General features: G+C 60.0%; 16 protein-coding genes and 1 pseudogene. 2 read left to right on the top strand and 15 right to left on the bottom strand.

Annotated features, from left to right (window positions below; all coding sequences use genetic code 11):
* The first annotated feature begins 26 nt into the window (after positions 1 to 26).
* Positions 27 to 4,412, top strand: coding sequence for a hypothetical protein (locus tag M1D34_RS31190; RefSeq protein ID WP_498785224.1), 4,386 nt, complete (start codon positions 27 to 29; stop codon positions 4,410 to 4,412).
* Between the two features lie 406 nt (positions 4,413 to 4,818).
* Here M1D34_RS31190 and M1D34_RS31185 read toward each other — a convergent pair whose 3' ends face one another.
* The 3 genes from M1D34_RS31185 to M1D34_RS31175 all read right to left on the bottom strand — a co-directional run bounded on the left by M1D34_RS31185 (position 4,819) and on the right by M1D34_RS31175 (position 6,173).
* Positions 4,819 to 5,196 (bottom strand): DUF5615 family PIN-like protein, encoded by a 378-nt coding sequence (locus M1D34_RS31185; RefSeq protein ID WP_498785222.1) that lies wholly within the window; start codon positions 5,194 to 5,196, stop codon positions 4,819 to 4,821.
* Complete coding sequence (locus M1D34_RS31180) at positions 5,193 to 5,825, bottom strand: DUF433 domain-containing protein (protein WP_498785220.1); 633 nt, start codon at positions 5,823 to 5,825, stop codon at positions 5,193 to 5,195. Before M1D34_RS31180 ends, M1D34_RS31185 begins: the two co-directional genes overlap by 4 nt.
* A gap of 105 nt (positions 5,826 to 5,930) precedes the next feature.
* Positions 5,931 to 6,173 (bottom strand): helix-turn-helix domain-containing protein, encoded by a 243-nt coding sequence (locus M1D34_RS31175; RefSeq protein ID WP_498785218.1) that lies wholly within the window; start codon positions 6,171 to 6,173, stop codon positions 5,931 to 5,933.
* 219 nt (positions 6,174 to 6,392) lie between these two features.
* Between M1D34_RS31175 and M1D34_RS31170 the strand changes: the two genes are divergently transcribed.
* Positions 6,393 to 6,767, top strand: coding sequence for a transcriptional repressor TraM (locus M1D34_RS31170; RefSeq protein WP_498785216.1), 375 nt, complete (start codon positions 6,393 to 6,395; stop codon positions 6,765 to 6,767).
* Here the strand turns inward: M1D34_RS31170 and M1D34_RS31165 are convergent.
* The 12 genes and pseudogenes from M1D34_RS31165 to trbB all read right to left on the bottom strand — a co-directional run bounded on the left by M1D34_RS31165 (position 6,720) and on the right by trbB (position 17,266).
* Positions 6,720 to 7,424, bottom strand: coding sequence for an autoinducer binding domain-containing protein (locus M1D34_RS31165; protein ID WP_498785214.1), 705 nt, complete (start codon positions 7,422 to 7,424; stop codon positions 6,720 to 6,722). The genes M1D34_RS31170 and M1D34_RS31165 overlap by 48 nt on opposite strands.
* A gap of 318 nt (positions 7,425 to 7,742) precedes the next feature.
* Positions 7,743 to 9,047, bottom strand: a complete 1,305-nt coding sequence (gene trbI / locus M1D34_RS31160) for an IncP-type conjugal transfer protein TrbI (protein ID WP_498785212.1) — start codon at positions 9,045 to 9,047, stop codon at positions 7,743 to 7,745.
* 11 nt (positions 9,048 to 9,058) lie between these two features.
* Complete coding sequence (gene trbH / locus M1D34_RS31155) at positions 9,059 to 9,496, bottom strand: conjugal transfer protein TrbH (RefSeq protein WP_498785210.1); 438 nt, start codon at positions 9,494 to 9,496, stop codon at positions 9,059 to 9,061.
* Positions 9,497 to 9,499: 3 nt separating this feature from the next.
* Positions 9,500 to 10,312 carry a P-type conjugative transfer protein TrbG gene (trbG, locus tag M1D34_RS31150; RefSeq protein ID WP_498785208.1) on the bottom strand — a complete coding sequence of 271 codons (813 nt, stop codon included), beginning with the start codon at positions 10,310 to 10,312 and terminating at the stop codon, positions 9,500 to 9,502.
* A gap of 17 nt (positions 10,313 to 10,329) precedes the next feature.
* Complete coding sequence (locus tag M1D34_RS31145) at positions 10,330 to 10,992, bottom strand: conjugal transfer protein TrbF (RefSeq protein WP_498785206.1); 663 nt, start codon at positions 10,990 to 10,992, stop codon at positions 10,330 to 10,332.
* Between the two features lie 24 nt (positions 10,993 to 11,016).
* Positions 11,017 to 12,189: a P-type conjugative transfer protein TrbL gene (trbL, locus tag M1D34_RS31140; RefSeq protein WP_498785204.1), complete on the bottom strand. Its 1,173-nt coding sequence runs from the start codon at positions 12,187 to 12,189 to the stop codon at positions 11,017 to 11,019.
* Positions 12,183 to 12,332 carry a DUF2749 domain-containing protein gene (locus tag M1D34_RS31135; RefSeq protein ID WP_498786219.1) on the bottom strand — a complete coding sequence of 50 codons (150 nt, stop codon included), beginning with the start codon at positions 12,330 to 12,332 and terminating at the stop codon, positions 12,183 to 12,185. Before M1D34_RS31135 ends, trbL begins: the two co-directional genes overlap by 7 nt.
* 47 nt (positions 12,333 to 12,379) lie before the next feature.
* A complete protein-coding gene (gene trbJ / locus M1D34_RS31130; RefSeq protein WP_498785202.1) occupies positions 12,380 to 13,183 on the bottom strand; it encodes a P-type conjugative transfer protein TrbJ in 804 nt (267 codons plus the stop codon).
* Positions 13,155 to 15,612, bottom strand: a pseudogene (locus tag M1D34_RS31125) (conjugal transfer protein TrbE). Before M1D34_RS31125 ends, trbJ begins: the two are co-directional and overlap by 29 nt.
* Before the next feature lie 11 nt (positions 15,613 to 15,623).
* On the bottom strand, positions 15,624 to 15,923 hold the full coding sequence (locus M1D34_RS31120) for a conjugal transfer protein TrbD (protein WP_498785200.1): 300 nt from the start codon (positions 15,921 to 15,923) through the stop codon (positions 15,624 to 15,626).
* Positions 15,916 to 16,299 (bottom strand): TrbC/VirB2 family protein, encoded by a 384-nt coding sequence (locus M1D34_RS31115; protein ID WP_498785198.1) that lies wholly within the window; start codon positions 16,297 to 16,299, stop codon positions 15,916 to 15,918. The genes M1D34_RS31120 and M1D34_RS31115 overlap by 8 nt, the downstream gene beginning before the upstream one ends.
* Entirely contained in the window at positions 16,289 to 17,266 is a 978-nt protein-coding gene (gene trbB, locus M1D34_RS31110) for a P-type conjugative transfer ATPase TrbB (RefSeq protein WP_498785197.1), read from the bottom strand. The genes M1D34_RS31115 and trbB overlap by 11 nt, the downstream gene beginning before the upstream one ends.
* Between the last annotated feature and the right edge of the window lies 1 nt (position 17,267).

Genomic DNA, 17,267 nt, shown 5'->3' with positions numbered 1-17,267 from the left:
TACGACCGATGCCCTACAGGTGAACCATGACCGACGAGAGCAATGAGCCGGACCTCGACGTTGCCACCAGGGAATTCGGGTCTGTAGGCGGTGCCGCAGCAATCCACGGATTTGTCTATCAGATCCTGGCGTCCATCGGGCAGTTGGTCCGCGCTCAGTTCGGAAGCCAGGCCGGTAGGGTTGATTCAGATACGATAACCGCGATATTCGAACCTACCGCGGGAGGTGACCTCAGCATCGAGGCCGATGCTCGAAAAGTCATTCAGTTCAAGCATCGGAACGTGCCGGTTTCGGTTGGCCTGGTCGCCCGAAAGGTCTTGCCAGACCTGTTTCGCGCGCATTGCGACAACCCCGCGGCTGCGTACGAGCTCCACACCACGAACGGAGTCAGCGGGCCGGGGAGAGAGCTGCTCGCGACCTTGAAGAACTTCGTGGCCGGCACGGCCCAGAGGACCGACGCCCGTGCAAGGGAGGCTTTTACCATCCTCAGGGATGTGTTCAAAGCGGCCAAAGGAACACACGACGGTTTCGACGACAGTTTCGCGACATTCATCGATCGGGTGTCGATCGCGCCGGACATCGACACCGACCAAGCCCGCCGGGAGGCGATCCGTTTTCTGGAGACGCGTGTCCCGTACCGGGAGGACGCTGCATCTGCCCTCGATACGCTGGTCGGTCACTTGGCCGACCAGGCCAAGAGAAACGACGTCGTGATATCGGTGGACTATCTACTCTCTCGGTTGGACCTGCCCAGTGTCCGGGCAAGCAGCGCGGCGACATCGAGGCTAGCCGACCTAGTGCTCAATGGCCTGCAAGCTCGCGGGTTCGACCCTGATTTCGACGTTCGTTCCCCGATCTCGATCAACGATCTAGACGAGTTGACACTCGTTGCCGGCGAATCGGGTTGTGGCAAGTCGTGGGTCCTGTACCGGCTTGCCGACAAGCTCGCGAGATCGGGCCGACAGGTAGTCCTGGTGAGGGCTGCCGAACGGCTAGAGCTTGAGAGGCATCTGCAACACGCGGTCGGCGTGAAAGGACTCCTCCAGGAGAAGCCCCTCGCCGCAAACGTGCTGGGCCAGACGTGGAGGCGAATGCACGGCGATCCCGAAGCGTCCATAGCGATCCTGTGGGAAGGGTGCAGGGATGCCGCTATTCTGGACGATCTGAGGCTGAACGGCGGCCTCGGCCCCGGTCTGAGCCTCATCGCCGAATTCCCCGTCTCCCAAGCAGATCGACTTGCGGATTTCGATCAAGTGCCGACCCATCGCGTCACCGAATTCACGCCGGCCCAACTGTTCGAAGCGCTGAAAAAGCGCGGAGTGTCGGCGGGTACGGTACCTAGGGAGATAAGGCGCATGCTCCGCTTGCCCGTGTTGGCCGGGATGTACGCGACGCTCGCGCTGGAGCTCGAGCAATGGGACCCACGGAACGAGTACCGCGTCCTCGAGGGGTTTTGGGGGCGGGCGCAGCGCCACGCCGGAAAATTTGCGGGGGCGCGCCTAAAATCGCTGGCCCGAACGTTGGTGGCGAGCCGTCGCACGTCGGTAACCGACGACGAGGCATTGGAGCTCGGGTTCTCCGAGCAGGAACTCGAGACGCTCGTCGCGGCCGGATGGCTGAGCAGCCTGAGCGGACGCTGGTCCTTTGCGCATGACAGGCTCCTCACCTGGGCGATCGCGATGGCGCTCGCCAGCGACTTCGATTCCGGCGCCCTCGACGCCACGGCACTTGCCGCGCAGGTCGGCGCCCTACAGGCTGATAGGCAAAAAGCCCAGCTCTCCGGCCTCGGTTTCCTCCTGATGGATGTCGTCTGGCTCATCGCGGGGACGCCTCGGTCGGCTGCCGCGGTCGTAGACTTCCTGGAGGTGTTCGAGCGGGACCACTGGGCTGACGGTGGCACGCTATACGACCAACTGCTCCCGACGGCTGGCATCCGAGTACTCGGGGTGTTGGAAGAACGAGCGAGGAGGGTCGTGCTGGAGGAAGATCGGGTGCTGAAGCACCTGGCTTCCGCGTTCCGCGTCATCCCGCTCGATGAACACGGACGGGAGGCGCTCATCCGACGGCTTTGGGGGAGCGAGGATCACCCACGTCGCTGGATCGCGATTTCGCTTGGCGCGCAATGGCCCCTCCTCGAGCAAAGGGACATCTTGTGGCGACGGTACTGCGAACTCAGCAGGGAGCGCCGAACTCCGCGCGCGCGCTTCGACCTCGTCGACCGAACGGAAACCGCACTTAGCACGATCGTACGCGCCATGCCGTCATGCCTTATGGAGTTTATCGACGGAGAAGACGGACCGGACGAACTGCAACTCGCCGTGCGGTTGATGAACAAGCTGGACGTAGCCCAGGGAGCAACCGTCTGGGCGTCGTCCAGAAAAAAGCTTCTCGAGGCGATACCCGGCGACCTGCAATCGATCCTGATGGAATGCATCCGGCGATATCCATCGGAATCCGACCGCGACTTGCTCGAGCTACGGATAGTCGGCGGGGGCGGGAGCTCACGCTCGGCATTGGAGGCTCTCGCCGAGATCGATGCGCGCGCCGCATTGGCCATCATCCGACGCTATCCTCCTATCGAAGCGGTTCCCCACAGTCGCACTTGGCTTGACCGGTTGCTGGACGCCGATCGCAACCAAGCCTCCGACGCCCTCCGGGATTGGTTGATCCAGATAGACCCGAGCGGCGGCGAACTCGCCTCGGTGTGGAGAGCGGCCGAGGACCGGATCGACGAGAAAACGATCGACCTCCTGCTGGACAAGCTCGACGACGCCCTAGACCAACCAAAGTCCGCCGCCAGCAGCGAGCTACTGGGATTGCTGGGCAGCCCCACCTTCGATCCGGTCAACGACCATGTCTTCTGGGGACGACGGAGCTCCCCGCTCGCCGCGGCACTCCTGGATCGCATAAAGAGCCATCTCGACGGCGAAAGCGATAGAGACCATTCCCTCGCATCCCGGCTGCTGCGACGCATAGGAGGCGAGGAGCACGAGCTGGCCGTGCTGCACTCACTGCGCTTCGATGACATCGACAAGGCGCATCCCGGCATCATTGCGAGTTTCACATGTTCCAGCGACGTTGTCACCGCCAGGCTCGCCCAACTGGCGCTCGGCGATGCCGCTCGCGACGGGAATGACGATGCCGTTCTGGATCTCTGGCGCTCGCTGATCGCCAAGAAGCCATCAGAGTGGCATCCGCGCCTCCGCGCGCTGCTCGAGTCGGAGGAGGAGAGGCTCGTGACACTTGCCCTGAAGCTCATAACCGAGCTTCCCCGCCCGGGCGACTTCGAACTGATCCTCGGGTGTATCGACCGTACCGCTGCGGGCAGCCCGACCGAGGCCGGAGCGATGTCGGCGGCGCTCAAGTTCGGAAAGCTCGACGAGAGAATCGTAGGTCGGGCAATCGCGCGCATCAAGGACGCCGGCCGCGGTCCGCTGGCGACGGAGTGGGTGAACGTGCTTCTCCGAGATCGCTCGATAGCCGGGCGAGCCGCGCTCGATGCCTACCTGGCACCGCTGGAGACCGCGACCTCGTGGAATTCGCTCGACAGTCAGGCTCTGGCTATCCGGCTCGGCCAAGGCGACGCTGCACCTGGGCTTTGGCGGGCCGGGGCCAGGATGATGCACCGGCCGTCGTTGTCAGGAGAGAATTTTATCGAGGCCTTCCTCGAGCACGACCGCGAACAGGCGCTGGACGTGCTCCTCGAGCGCACCTTCGCCGCTCCGGAAATCTTCACGAATGCCCAGCCAGACGCGATCCGGCTTTTGGCTTCGGTTGATCGCCCCCTTGCCACTCAGGCATTCGTGCAGTCGTGGAAGGACCACCCCAAACGACGGACGCATCTGGTCAAGGTCGCTCACCTGCTCGACGACGAGGCCCTCGAGGCAATGATCGCGAGCCTGGGCGAAGAGCGTGGATCGACAGGAACAAGGGCGACCTACAGGGCAATTTGCGTCGTCATGCGTTCCAGGCGGGAGCGTGCCCGCAAGCTGTTGTTGAGCAGGCTCTTGCAGGCGAGCTCCGATGAGCGTGGAGCGATGGGCGACGCACTGGGTTGGGTCTTGGAGGCGGCCGACGACATGATCGCCCTGATCGACGCGGAGAAGGACGATCAAGTCAGGCGCCAACTTTACGGAACCTGGCGTCACTGGAAACGCGTGGAATCAGCCGTCATGCAATTTCGGGATACGCGCACATTGGCCTCCTTGGAGTATGCCGTCGACGTGGCTGACCCGGAGGTTCTTTGCATGTGGCAGGATCCTCTCAGGATCGTCGAACCGATACGCGAAGACGATCTGTTGACGACGAGAGCCGAGAAGCTTCTGGCAATGCGATACAACGCACTCGATGGGTCCAAGCTAAGGCGTGTCGTGGTCAGAAAGCAACCGGACGACGAGCGAGGGCCGGGCTAACCGTCTGAAGCGGCCTGTCGTTGTCGCTGGTTACAGACGTTCAAGCGGCGCAGGGAACCCGATACAGGCGGCACCTAAGGCTGGATGGGGTCGTTAGCTGCCTTAGTTAGACAAAGAGCGAACGGCAGCTATTCCAGGCGCGCGACCCAAAGCCGACAGACCGCTTGCGGCCCCACTTACGACGTTCGACGTGGTGTCCCCAAGCGTCCGGAAAGTCCGCATCTCGGCCACTCCGGCTAACCGCAGCAGACCACGGGTCACCACCCGGTCCGGCCCTTAGCATCTGACAGCCGGATGGCGGAAATCTGCGCATCCACGTCGTTCGCCACTCGCGCGACCGCTTTTGACGATATCAGCAATCGTCTTCTTCGCTGATGGCGACGCACGGCCCCGCCAATCAACTGCATCAAACATCTGGCAGCGCGTAACGCGTCAAGACGGCCGCATCGCTATCGATCGTTACCTCGATCACCTCGTTCACGAGCTCGCTGTCGGTACCAAGTTCGTCAAGGATAACAGTGAAGAGCTCACGTTGTAGTCCAGGAAGCACTTGCGGAACGATGATGATGAGGCCGGCGTGCAGTTCCTCTCTCGCGTAGAGTTTCCGAAAGTCGCGAGCATTATTGGTTACGAACGTAAAATCCTCGTCGACAATCCGGGGCATAAGGTCCCAATCGGTCTGGCCGCTCAGGCCTAGCCAATTGACATGAAAGCAATCGTGGCCGCGCTCTTGCGCCACGGCCACGAGAGATGTGTGGAGGCATTCATCGATGAGGAATTTCACGCAGGCGTATCCGGGGTTTTTGATGCGCCACCGCTTGCGAGAGGAATACTCTTGGTTGATTTCACCCTCAGCCCCTGCTCTGCAAGCCTTTTCGGCCGCCCCCGAGCGGGATGAGCCGCAGCCCAAATCTCAGCAAGCTCGACCATCCTGGCCGTGAGCGAAGGATATCCTTCGACGATCTCCTCGGTCGTGGCTCCTTGGGCCTTCATGACGGCGACCATCCGCACGGGAACACGTGTGCCTTTGAACACTGGTTCACCGCCGAGTATACCCTTGGACCTATGAACGAGATCCTCAGCTTCGCAAAGAGCATCGGCACGGGCCGCGAGTTGTTCCCTTGCGCGCGCTACGTCGACGATCAGATAGTCGTCTGCCCTGACCGTCTCGGCGCCAGGATTTTCGTCGATGGCGTCGAAGAGGCGTTTTCGGCGCTCGGCCGAAAGGATCGATCCGACGCCGTACCAAAGCTTCAGACGAAGCAGATCGTTATCAGTTATCGTGCGGCTTCGGTGACCGGCAAAGCGGCTTCCGATGATCCGTTTATCGATGGCATTGTGGACCGACTTGATGCCGACCCCACTCACGGCGGCCGCCTCGGTCGGCGTGTATTCGCGAAGTGCTGCAGCCATAATCATTCTCCTTGGAAAGAATATATATGATGCGCGCACAAATCTCAATGCGGTGGCTTGCCTTCTCGTTATCACCAGCTCGATTTGAACCTGCAGTCCGTAGGATTATGCGCCTGATCGTGTGCCCAACTGTGTCTGATCAGTCGGGGTAACTAGCTCGACATGGCTGACCTCCAGGGCCTGAGCCAACTCATAAAGAGTAATCACAGTGGGGTTGCGCCGCCCGCGCTCAAGGCTACTCAGATATTGTTGGCTGAAACCGGAACGAGCTTCGACCTCTTCCTGTGTCAGGCCCTTCTCCCGACGCAGGCGGGCGAAATTAGAGCCGACCAGTTTGCGCATATCCATGCGCCGAAAGATCGTCGTTTACACACTTTAAGTTTATCAACTAAAGTATGTAAACGCGGCAGCTCGCAATGCCTGTCGGTCCAGAGCTGCTGTTTAAATGCCGAGTTTAGGGTCAACTGCCTTGCCTCAAGCCTAGAGTTTTTGGATGTAGCGGCTTGACCGATACCAATGCGGAATATTGGGTTCGGGCAGTGAAGAAATGAAATCAGGGAGAAGCGGATGAACGATATGGGCTCATCCGAGGTGAACGACGAAAGCAAGGAGAAAGAGGCGCGCTACAGTGTGATGAACAAGTCAGAGCTAGAGGCCTTGGCGGTGGCCGCCATTTTGGAACACCGCCGGCTCCTCGAGGCTGATCAGACCGTCTACGAAGAGTGGTTGCGCGCAAGCGAGGATCCGTCGATCTCCAGTTCAGTCCTTCAGTCTCTCCAGGATGAGTATGTTGCCCGACAGAAGAGGTCCGAGGCTCAACAGCAGGAACTCTCAGACATTCTGGACGCACTTGGCTTCGTGCCCGACGTGCCTTTCGACGATGGCGACGAGAGTTCAGACCAGGCCACGATCCTTGGCAATCGCGACGAGTTGCGGCACTGATTCCGCGCCAAGCTTTGCACGGGCTTTGTCCAGATAGTGCTGCACGGTTCTTGCATTGATCCCGGCAAGCATTGCGGTTTCGGGAGCGGTCTTTCCCTTCGTCGCCCAAACCAGGCAAAGCATTTCGCGCGGCGACAGCATCTGTTTTGGATTGACCGCGGTCTTCGCCGCGATGATCTTTAGCCCGTAGTGTACGGCCAGCACCACTTGTACCGCCTTCTTGGGATCCAGTAGGGCTGAGATGTCCACTTTCTTTTCCGGTGACGCGAAGGTGAGCATCATCGTGGATCCGAAGCTTCCCTCAACCGGAATGGTGACGCCGCAGCGAATTCCATGCTCAACGGCCTCGTCGCGAAACCGCCGAAGAGGAGAAGATCCCCGGGCGGGCCAGTCGTCGGCGGTCCAGAAAAAAACATCCCGCCGGCGCTTTGCTTCCATCAGCACGGGATCGATGCGGAAATAGTCGCTACCGAGGTAGATTCCTTCCCATGGTCCGGGATAGGAATTGAACGTGCTGACCTGGGCGCCTTCTTTTTGCAGGTAGGCGAACCGATCATACCCGCAGAAATTCGCGAAGCTTCTAAGTGCACTCTTGATCATGTGCCCATCTTGCGCGGCTTCCAGCATATCGATGAGCGAGCGAAGGTTTCCGTCCACGGACATCTCTCCTATCTTCTTGACCCGGCGAGTTCGTCCTTCGGTGAAACGATCGGTCTACACTTGCCTTTGCCCGTTTGGGCAATCGGGTCATGGCTGCGATTTACGCACACAATCACTTTTGACGGCAACCTCAGGTTCTTGCCCCATGCGAAGCATTCCCTCGGACCGAGTACGTTAGCACTACCTGCGAAGTTGCATCTTTCAAGCTGCGGCAGCCCAGAAATATGACAAACGGATGAAAGACTTGCACCGCAGTGATTCTGCCGCCACACCCCGCGTCAACCAGGGGGGGACCAACCCCTGGGTCCCGGGCTGCTAATTTCCGCGATAGGCGGACGGAAAGATGATGTCCTGGTCGACCACGACATTGAACGTATAGCCAGGTCGAATGCGGATCGTTGGCTGAACATTCAGGTTTTTTGAAATGGTCTGCTCAGCCACCCGGCCGAAAGATTCGGCAAAGTTTCGTCGTGCAGCGTCCGAAGCAGTATCCTGTGTCGCCAGCGTCGAGCTCTCGGGCATCGACATGTCGATCCCGGTTCCAATCAGCGCGAGCAACGCCGCCGATCCGAAAGTCCGCCAAAGATGCCCGTCGACCTTGTCTTTGAAGCCTCCGTAGCCTTCGGCGTCGGTCCCTGCCATGCCACCGATCTGCAGCGTCGAGCCGTTTGGGAATATGAGGTCGGTCCAGACGACGAGAACGCGTCCCTGACCGAAGGAGATCTTTGAATCATAGCGCCCGAACAGCTTCGCGCCTTGTGGGATCAAGAGCCGGTAGCCGGTGGTGCTGTCATAGACATTCTGGCTGACCTGCGCGGCGATCCTTCCAGGCAGGTCGGAATTGAGGCCGGTGATCAACATGGCTGGAATGACCGAGCCACGCTTCAACTCGTAGGGCGACATCTGTGGCACGACCTTGTTCGGCAGGTAGCCAAGGTCGTTGATATCCTGATTGAAGAAATCCTCCTTCGTGGTCTGGCCGTTGGGATCGACGTTCTGGCCCATGAGCCCCGATTGCATAGCGGCTGCGTAGAGGTCCGAGGCATTGGTTGCTGTGGCCGTTGAATTTTGCCGCCCGGTGTCGGTAGGATTTGCCGCAGTCTTTTCGGCATCGGAGATGTCGACTTTCAAAGGAGAGTCGAGAGCTGTGGCGCGCGCCTGAAGGCGTGCCATCCGCTGGCGCTGCGCTTCACGGATATACTGCTCATCCTGCTCACGCTTCAGCCGGGCCCTCCACTCTTCCTCCGACTCGAGCCGCGGTCGACGCTCTTGTCGTTCCACCGGTTGGCGCTCGATAGCGGGTGCCTGTTTGTCCTCCTTCTGGACGATAACCGGTGTCGGCTGGAAGACGACGTCCTGCCTTTCAGGCTCGCCGATGATGCCGTCCGAGATGCCTCTTTTCAGCTGGTCCCCGAAGTTCGTCGCCGGCGAATTCGATGCGCTCTCGAGATCGTTACCGCGGTTGAACGTCAGCCCACGCCACGAAAGGCCGATCACGACGACTCCGAAGAACAGCACAATGACGACGATTGCGATGATGATCGGCAGCCGGTTGAGGCGGCGCATCCCTTGCTGATCCTCGGCATTGCCGGACGTGCCGAGCTGAAGCGACTGGACCATGTGTCTCTCCGTCAGTTGCGCTGCATGATCGAAAGCGGGCTCGCCGGTGTGGCTCCAAATCCCGTAGTCGTGTAGGCACGGCCGAGCGCGATCGACGGCGTCGTCAGGCGGGCAAGTACCTGGCCGTCAAAGCTGTCGAGCGACCACGCAAGTTCGACCGGCTTCTGGTCCTTGTCGACTTTTCCATCGGTGACGACGGTGTAACCCCATCCCTTGAGGGCCGCCTCGAGGGCAGTGGCATACTCCGAAGTGTCCTTGTCCATTGTGATTGTTGTCGTGGCGGCCGGGCCGATCTGTTCGGCAAGCCGACTTGCCATATCGCCGGCGATGGCGCCTGCGGCCGATCCGCTGACGGCGACGGGGGTGGAGTTGGTGGTGAGAGCATCGTCGGCGGACTGGCAACCGGAAAGGAGCGATGCGCCGATGACTACAGGGAGCAGCTTGCGCATTGATCAGCCTCCCCGCCGGATAGTGATCTTCTGTTGGCGCCAGCCGACACCGGAAACAAGGATTGCCTTGTCGACCGCATAGTCGACGACCATCATATCGTTCTTCATGCGATAGTTGACGATGCGGTTCTGGCCGCCAGAAACGACGAAGAGGACGGGTGCGTCCTGTCCCGAGATTGACCGGGGGAACTGGATGTAGGTCTTCACGCCGTCGGAATAGACCCGCTTCGGTCTCCACGAGGCGCTGCCACTGACTGAATAAGAGAAGTTCAACTTGTCAGGGGCGGTACCAGGCATAACGCCGGTCTCGAGCCGGGCATTGATGTCGGCAAGCTTCGTAGAGGTGTCTTCGGGATATTCGAAGCCGACGCGGGCCATGTATTGGCTCGGATGGGACTTGAGCTGGATGTGATAGGTGCGCCGTGACGTCGTGACCACCATCGAAGTGACGAGACCGGGCTCGGATGGCTTGACGATCAAATGGATTGCTTGCCCACCGGTCGCGCCAGAGGTCGCCGGTTCGACCTTCCACCGGACGGTGTCGCCGACCAGAACGTCCCGTACGATCTCGCCGCCCTGCAGCTCGATATCGCAAACCTGCAGCGGCGAGCAGACCACGGAAGGTTGGGTTTCGCCAAAGAGGAAGATAACTTTCCCATCCGGCCCTGTGGTAACAAGGCCCGGCGTGCCGCGCCACTTCCTGGAAATGTTCGTTCCCTTCACCTCATTCGATGTCATGCTCTGGGCGAAAGCGTCGCTCGCAAGGACGAGCCCGGCAATGCAGCCGGCGGCCGCGGTCAATCCTGTTTTGTGCATTGAAAAATCCCCTGCCCTTAAAGCTGTGCCGTCCAGTCAAAATCGCGGATATAGAGACCGATCGGATTGAGGCGGATCGTCGCCTCGTCCTGCGGCGGGGTCAGCGCGACGGTCGCGATCCCGCGGAACCGGCGCGTGCCGGTTTCCTTGCCTTTGCGATCTCGCTCGTATTCGGTCCAGTCGATCTGATAGGTCTGGTTCGAGAGCGCCACGATATTGTTGACCTCGATGGCGATCGTGGATGTCTTTGCCTTCTCGAATGGCGAATTGCCTCGGAACCAGGCGTTGATCTTCTCAGTCGAAGGATCGGAGGTCCGAAGGAGCGCGTAAGTTCGATCGATATATTGTTTCTGCACCACGGCGTCGGGCGTGATCGAACGGAAGCTCGTCACGAAATTGCCGAGCGTGGCGCGCACCACGCGGACATCGGCATATGCGATTTGTTCAGGGAAGCCGGCGGTGGCGGACGTGCCGAGCTTGTCGACCTCAACGATGTAAGGCACGAGCTTGACCTGGGTGCTGAGATACATTGCATATCCAAAGCCGATCACCGCCATGGTGAGACCCAGGATGCCGACAATGCGCCACGCCGCGGCCGCCTGCACATAAGATCCGTATCGTTCCGTCCATTCCTGACGCGCGGCAAGATAAGGGTTTTCGGGGGCGCGGTTCGCTGCCATCGATCCTTCACTTTCTGATTGCGGTTAGTCTTTCCGTTCGGTAGGTGGCTTCGGCGCACTGTAGCCGCGGTTCTCATCGAGCTTGGCGTTGGCAAGTCCGAGGATTGAACCTGCATAAGCGCCAGGCGAGCCGATCGCCTTCTCTTTGGCGGCGGATCCAGCCGCCCGACTTGCAGAACCGATGCCGGCGCTCATTCCGCGCAACGCGGCTCCGGCGAACGAAGATCCAGCCGCCCGTGCTGCCTGGCCAGCCGCATATCCAGCGCCGGCCGCGCCGGCGGCAAGAAACGCCCCGCCGGCCGCGAAGGATGCTGCCTGGCCGCCATGACGAACCGCTTCCATCCCGCCCGAGACTGAGGCGCCCTGCACAACGCCTTGAATGATGTTCGGCACGTACATTGCGATGATGAAGACCACGACGGAGATGCCGGCAATCGAGAGGCTTGTGATGTATTGCTGTTCCGTTGCTACAGGTGTTTCGGCTAGGCCGATAAGAACTGACGAGCCGATTTTGGCAATTACGACTAGCGCCATGAGCTTCATGCCGACAGAAAAAGCGTAGACGAGATAGCGCACCGCAAAGTCTTTGGTGAACGATGATCCACCAAGCCCCAGCATGATCATGCCGGCAAGCAGGCCGACATACATCTCGGCCATCACGGCGACAAAGATTGCAGCCACGAGAGAGAAGCAAATGACAACAACGACCATCGCGAAGACCGCTGCGATGGCTAAGGAATTGTCTTCAAACACGCCGAACCGGACCTGCTCAGACAATTTCCCGGCAACTTCGATACCCGCGTCGAAGATAGCAGCTGGTGAAGCCGAGCCACCGCCAGCACCGAGCTGAAAGAGGCTGTCGACCACGGAGCGCGCGAAAGTCGCGCCGTGGTTCAAAACGAAGGCGAAGAAGCCGATGAACATGATCCGCCGGACCAACTCGGCGAACCAGCTATCCAGTGACGCGGCCTGGATCGCAAGCCACACCGCCGCAATACCCACCTCAATCGCGGCAAGAATCCAAAATAGGGATTTCGCGGCATCTGTAATGGTTGTCTCCCATCCTTTCGCAGCAGACGAAACCTGGTTCTCCAGTTCCGTTAGAACTTGCCCGTCCTGCGCGAATGCAGGAGCGATAAACGGCAGGCAAAGGATGCCGACAATCAACAGAGAGCGCTGAACGATGTTAGTCACCATCTTGGCTTCATCTCCTGACTGCTGTGAAGGTTGCGTTTCGGTGCGGGTTTGAAGAAATCTCGAACCCGCTGTTCATGATCCGATTTCGACTCGACTTCCTTTGTTGAAGTCGGATTCGTGGATACGAAGTAGGCGGCGGTCATCGCCGCGCCGGTGAGGCCGGCGACAATGATGACTAGAGCTATGCGAGTCACCAGCGTGGCTCCATCATCTGGCCTTCGGGGATTCCGCGGTTCACAGGCGCGAAGAACTTCTCGCGCCGTGCCTGTGCAAGATCCTCGTCGGTCTGCTCCGTCTGAAGCCAGGTTCCCATCATCGTCATCTGTTGAGACACGAGACCGCGGAGCTTCTGCATCTGCGCGACCTGCTGCGCGGCGATCTGATGCCCCACCTGCAATGCCTTCATCTGCCCGTCGGCCGTCTCGGACATCGAACGCAGGGCGGTCATCGTACTTTCCTCACTATCGAACTGATCGGACGTGAGGCTCGCCGCTCTGAGAGTGCCGGCAATCGTGTCGCGGTTGGTGTCGGACCAAGTTTGATACGTCGAGGAGAATGTCTCATTGCTCGGCAGGTTGGTCTTCAGGGTGGAATAGCTCTGGAATCGCTGCTGCAGCACGTCGTCGGCGTTGCCCATGGAAAAGGCGATGCTCTGGCCTTGATCCACGATACTGCGAAGCTGATTGAGATCGTTCTCGACCTGCCCCCACATGTGCGATGGGAGCGTCGCAGTGTTCTGGAGCAGGTTCTGATAAATATCTAGCTGCGTTTCGATCTGTTGTGCGAGCTGGCTGACCTGCGTGAGCTGGTTCTGGATCTGCTCGCCAGATTGGCCGACGAGCGACACCAGTTCACCATTGTTGAGAATCTGCGTCCATTCGGTCGCCACACCTGTGGCGGCGCCGGCATCGGCCCGCGTGATAGTGCCGATAGTTACGGCGACGACCGCTAGACTGGCGAGCAAACTATTCGACGTTGAGCAGCGATGCGGCATCGTGAACTCCTCTCATCTGAAGCCAGTGGATCGGCCAATCGCGGCCGTGTTCGGAATTAAGTGCGCGAATGCGTTTCAAGTCCTCCTTGCCGGATGCGCCGACGAAGCTAAGCGCCACGGGACCAAGCGTCATATCGAAGAGACGCCGGCCTTCAGGTGTGACGACGTAGTATTCGCGCTTTGGGAACCGCATTCGAAACGATCGCGATTTGCCGCTCGTTGAAGCCGATCCGCTCATAGAACTCGCGCGTCCCCGGCTCGCGCGCGGCGCCGTTCGGAAGGCAGATTTTGGTAGGGCAAGATTCCTTCAGCACATCAATGATGCCGGAGCGCTCCGCGTCCGAGATTGACTGTGTTGCCAGCACCACGGCGCAATTTGCCTTGCGCAGCACCTTCAGCCATTCGCGGATTTTGGCTCGGAACACAGGGTGGCCGAGCATCAACCACGCCTCGTCCAGCACGATCAAACTCGGGGAACCATCGAGGCGCTTCTCAATGCGACGGAACAGATAGGTGAGCACGGGCACGAGATTGCGCTCGCCCATGTTCATGAGTTGCTCGATCTCGAAGCACTGGAAGGCGCCGAGCGTCAACCCGTCCTCTTCCGCGTCTAGAAGCTGACCCATCGGCCCGTCGACAGTATAGTGATGCAGCGCGTCCTTGATCTCGCGCATCTGAACGCCGCTCACGAAATCCGACAGCGATCGACCAGGTGCTCTCGCCATCAAACCGATCTGGCGCGAAATGGCGTTGCGATGATCGGGCGTGATGGTGACACCCTGCAGCGCGACCAGCATTTCGATCCACTCGGTCGCCCAGGCCCGGTCGCTGTCAGTGGAAAGCTCCGCAAGCGGGCAGAAGGCAAGCGCCCTCCCCTCTTCCTCGATGTCGCCGCCTATCTCGTAGTGATCCCCTCCGGTTGCCAGCGTCAGGGGCAAAAGAGAGTTGCCTTTGTCGAAGGCGAAGATCTGAGCGCGAGCGTAGCGACTGAACTGTGCCGCGATCAGCGCCAGAAGCGTGGATTTGCCGGATCCCGTCGGACCAAAGATCAGCGTGTGGCCGACATCGTCGACATGCAGGTTCAGCCGGAACGGTGTCGAACCGCTTGCAACCTGCATTAGCGGCGGAGAATTGGGAGGATAGAAAGGGCAAGGTGCGACTGGGCTTCCCGCCCACACGGAGTTCAGCGGAATGAGATCGGCGAGATTGCTGGTGTTGATTAGCGGCTCGCGGACATTGCAATACCAGTTGCCGGGCAAGCTCCCGAGATAGGCGTCGGTCGCGTTGAGCGTTTCGATCCTCGCCCCAAATCCCTCGGCCTGGATCAGTCGGCGGATCGTCTCGGCTTTTTCCCGCAATGCCTCCCGATCATTGTCGAAGAGAATGATCACGGGCGTGTAATAGCCGTAGGCGACAAGCTGCGACGATGCTTGCGCGATCGCATCCTCTGTCTCGGCCACCATCGTCATGGCATTCTGATCGACCGTGCGGCTTTGTGTCTGGAATAGCTGGTCGAAGAACGGCCGGACTTTCTGCTGCCACTTCTTGCGCGTGCGTTCGAGCTTCTGACGCGCCTCTTCCGCGTCAAGAAAGATGAAGCGCGACGACCAGCGATAGGTCAAAGGCATGAGGTCGAGGCTGTTGAGGATCCCCGGCCAGCTCTCGGCGGGGAGCCCGTCGATCGCCACGACACCTAGGAAACGGTTTTCGACTTTCGGGGTCAGCCCATGCTCGAGTTCAGCTGTCGCGATCCAATCGATGTACATGGGGGCATCCGGCAGCCGGATTGGATGGTTTTCGCCGGTGATGCAGAATCGGATAAATTGGAGCAGTTCATCATAACGGGCGACACGCTCCCCTCCCCTCTCGGCGGCCTCGCGCGTTTCCATGCGCCGGATTGAAAGGGTGTTGGCGAAATATTGCTCTATCTCCCGGATGGCGCTCTTGAAGATCGAGAGCACCGTGTCCGCATAGGTTTCCTTACGGCTCTCCTCGTCCGAATAGATATATTTGCTGAGAGCTGTCTTTTTGGATCCGAGCGGTCGATAGGTCAGGATAAGCGCATGCTTGCTTTCAAAATGTCCCCCGTCGCGCGCGAAATGCGCCCGCCGCTCCGCGTCGATCGCGCGCGTCACAGCATCTGGGAAATGGCAACGATCTTCCGAAGGATAATCGAACGTTGGAATGCGGATAGCTTCGACCTGGATCATCCAGCCGCTTCCGAGCCGCGACAGGATTGCGTTGATCTGGCGCGCGAGTTCATTGCGCTCGATGTCGGTGGCGCTTTCGGAATCCGGCCCAGCAAAATACCAGCCGGCCATCAGACTTCCGTCTTTCAATAAGAGGACGCCATTGTCGACCAGACCGGCATAGGGAACGAGATCGGCGAAGGACGGGCCAGTGGTCCGGCAGCGTTTGAGAGCGACCATACCAGTCCCCCTCAATACCGTCGCCAAGGCGAGGTGGTCGCCTTGTAGTAGGGCTTGTACGAGATATGGCGCACATAGACGTGCCGCATGAGCGGGTCCGATTTCGCCATCACCCGAAGCAGCCCGACGATCACGATCCAGACGGCGATCCCGAAGAGCGCGGAGTAGACCGTCAGCACCACGAAGATCAGGATAACGGCGGCAAGCCCGGTGATCAGCACAAGCTCACGATCGGCGCCCATCAGCAGATTTGGACGCGAAAGCGCGCGGTGGATGCGGTTGCGCTGGAGACCGGAAAGGGAGTCAGCCATGAGCCCCCTCCCCTTCTCCACCGTGGCCGATTGATGTGGTCTGCTGGTTCGGCAGTCCGATCGAAGCGCCCGTGGCGCCGAACAGACCGACGATCTGCGTGGCACCAAGCAGAATGCCGGCGACTAGGACGACGTACATGAGCCGTCTCGCGAAATCGTTGAGCTCGCCGCCGAAGATCAACATGCCACCTGCGATCGCGACCGCCGCTAGCGCGATGTAGCCCGCGACCGGACCAGTGATTGATTGCTGGATCTGCTCCAGCGGCGCTTCCCATGGGAGACTACCGCCGGAACCGGCGAGCGCCGGTGCTACCGAAGCGAGAACGATAGGTGCAGCAAGCAGTGTCATGGCGACAATTGCATTCTTACGCGACACGGCGCGCCTCCTGTTCTTCGGTGAGTTGGTCGGATTCGATTTCGTATTGGCCGCCCGCGAACCGCTCGACCTGGATGACGTCGCGAACGCGCCGCCCATGCGGGGTCCGCTCTATCGAGATGACGAGATCGACAGCTTCGCCGATCACCTCGTGCATAGGCTGCTGGCTGGCTTCGGCGGTCAGTTGTTCGAGACGGCGCAGCGCCGACATGGCGGTGTTGGAATGAATAGTTGCCACGCCGCCCGGATGTCCGGTGTTCCATGCCTTGAGCAAGGTGAGGGCAGCACCGTCGCGCACCTCGCCGACGACGATCCGATCTGGGCGCAGGCGCATCGTGCTTTTGAGGAGCCGCGCCATGTCGACCGTGTCGCTGGTACGAAGAAGAACGGCATTCTCGGCCGCACACTGGATTTCGGCGGTGTCTTCGAGAATGACCAGCCGGTCTTCTGGTGCGCTCCTTACGATCTCATGGATCACTGCGTTTGCGAGCGTCGTCTTGCCGGAGCCGGTCCCACCGGAAATGATGATATTCAGACGCGCGGCAATTGCGCTGCGGATAGTCGCAGCCTGGGCCTCGGTCATGACACCGGAGCGAACATAGTCGTCGAGCGGGATGAGGCGTGATGCCCGACGACGAATCGTGAAGGCGGGCTTCGCGACCACTGGCGGCAATAGGCCCTCGAAACGATGCCCCCCGATCGGGAGCTCACCGGAAATGATGGGTTCGTCGGTGTCCACCTCGGATTGGAGCGCGTGAGCAACTGTTCCAATCACCATTTCCGCCGCAGCCGAAGACATCTCGCCAGCGGGCGCGACGCCGTGCCCGAGCCGCTCTATGAACAGCTTGCCATCGGGATTCAGCATGATCTCCACGACGTTGCTATCGTCCAAAGCAACGCAGAGCTGGTCGCCAAGCGCCTCTTGAAGCTTGCGGACGAGGCGAGGATGAGAGCGAAGCTGTGCCACT

This window comes from Ensifer sp. D2-11 (assembly GCF_054161295.1).
This window is presented reverse-complemented; position numbering and strand designations above follow the sequence as displayed.

Excerpts from the sequence above, each read along its gene's own strand:
- M1D34_RS31190 (WP_498785224.1), top strand. The coding sequence starts at position 27 with ATGACCGACGAGAGCAATGAGCCGGACCTCGACGTTGCCACCAGGGAA.
- M1D34_RS31180 (WP_498785220.1), bottom strand. The coding sequence starts at position 5,825 with ATGGCTGCAGCACTTCGCGAATACACGCCGACCGAGGCGGCCGCCGTG.
- M1D34_RS31175 (WP_498785218.1), bottom strand. The coding sequence starts at position 6,173 with ATGGATATGCGCAAACTGGTCGGCTCTAATTTCGCCCGCCTGCGTCGG.
- M1D34_RS31170 (WP_498785216.1), top strand. The coding sequence starts at position 6,393 with ATGAACGATATGGGCTCATCCGAGGTGAACGACGAAAGCAAGGAGAAA.
- trbI (WP_498785212.1), bottom strand. The coding sequence starts at position 9,047 with ATGGTCCAGTCGCTTCAGCTCGGCACGTCCGGCAATGCCGAGGATCAG.
- trbH (WP_498785210.1), bottom strand. The coding sequence starts at position 9,496 with ATGCGCAAGCTGCTCCCTGTAGTCATCGGCGCATCGCTCCTTTCCGGT.
- trbG (WP_498785208.1), bottom strand. The coding sequence starts at position 10,312 with ATGCACAAAACAGGATTGACCGCGGCCGCCGGCTGCATTGCCGGGCTC.
- M1D34_RS31145 (WP_498785206.1), bottom strand. The coding sequence starts at position 10,992 with ATGGCAGCGAACCGCGCCCCCGAAAACCCTTATCTTGCCGCGCGTCAG.
- trbL (WP_498785204.1), bottom strand. The coding sequence starts at position 12,189 with ATGGTGACTAACATCGTTCAGCGCTCTCTGTTGATTGTCGGCATCCTT.
- M1D34_RS31135 (WP_498786219.1), bottom strand. The coding sequence starts at position 12,332 with ATGACCGCCGCCTACTTCGTATCCACGAATCCGACTTCAACAAAGGAA.
- trbJ (WP_498785202.1), bottom strand. The coding sequence starts at position 13,183 with ATGCCGCATCGCTGCTCAACGTCGAATAGTTTGCTCGCCAGTCTAGCG.
- M1D34_RS31120 (WP_498785200.1), bottom strand. The coding sequence starts at position 15,923 with ATGGCTGACTCCCTTTCCGGTCTCCAGCGCAACCGCATCCACCGCGCG.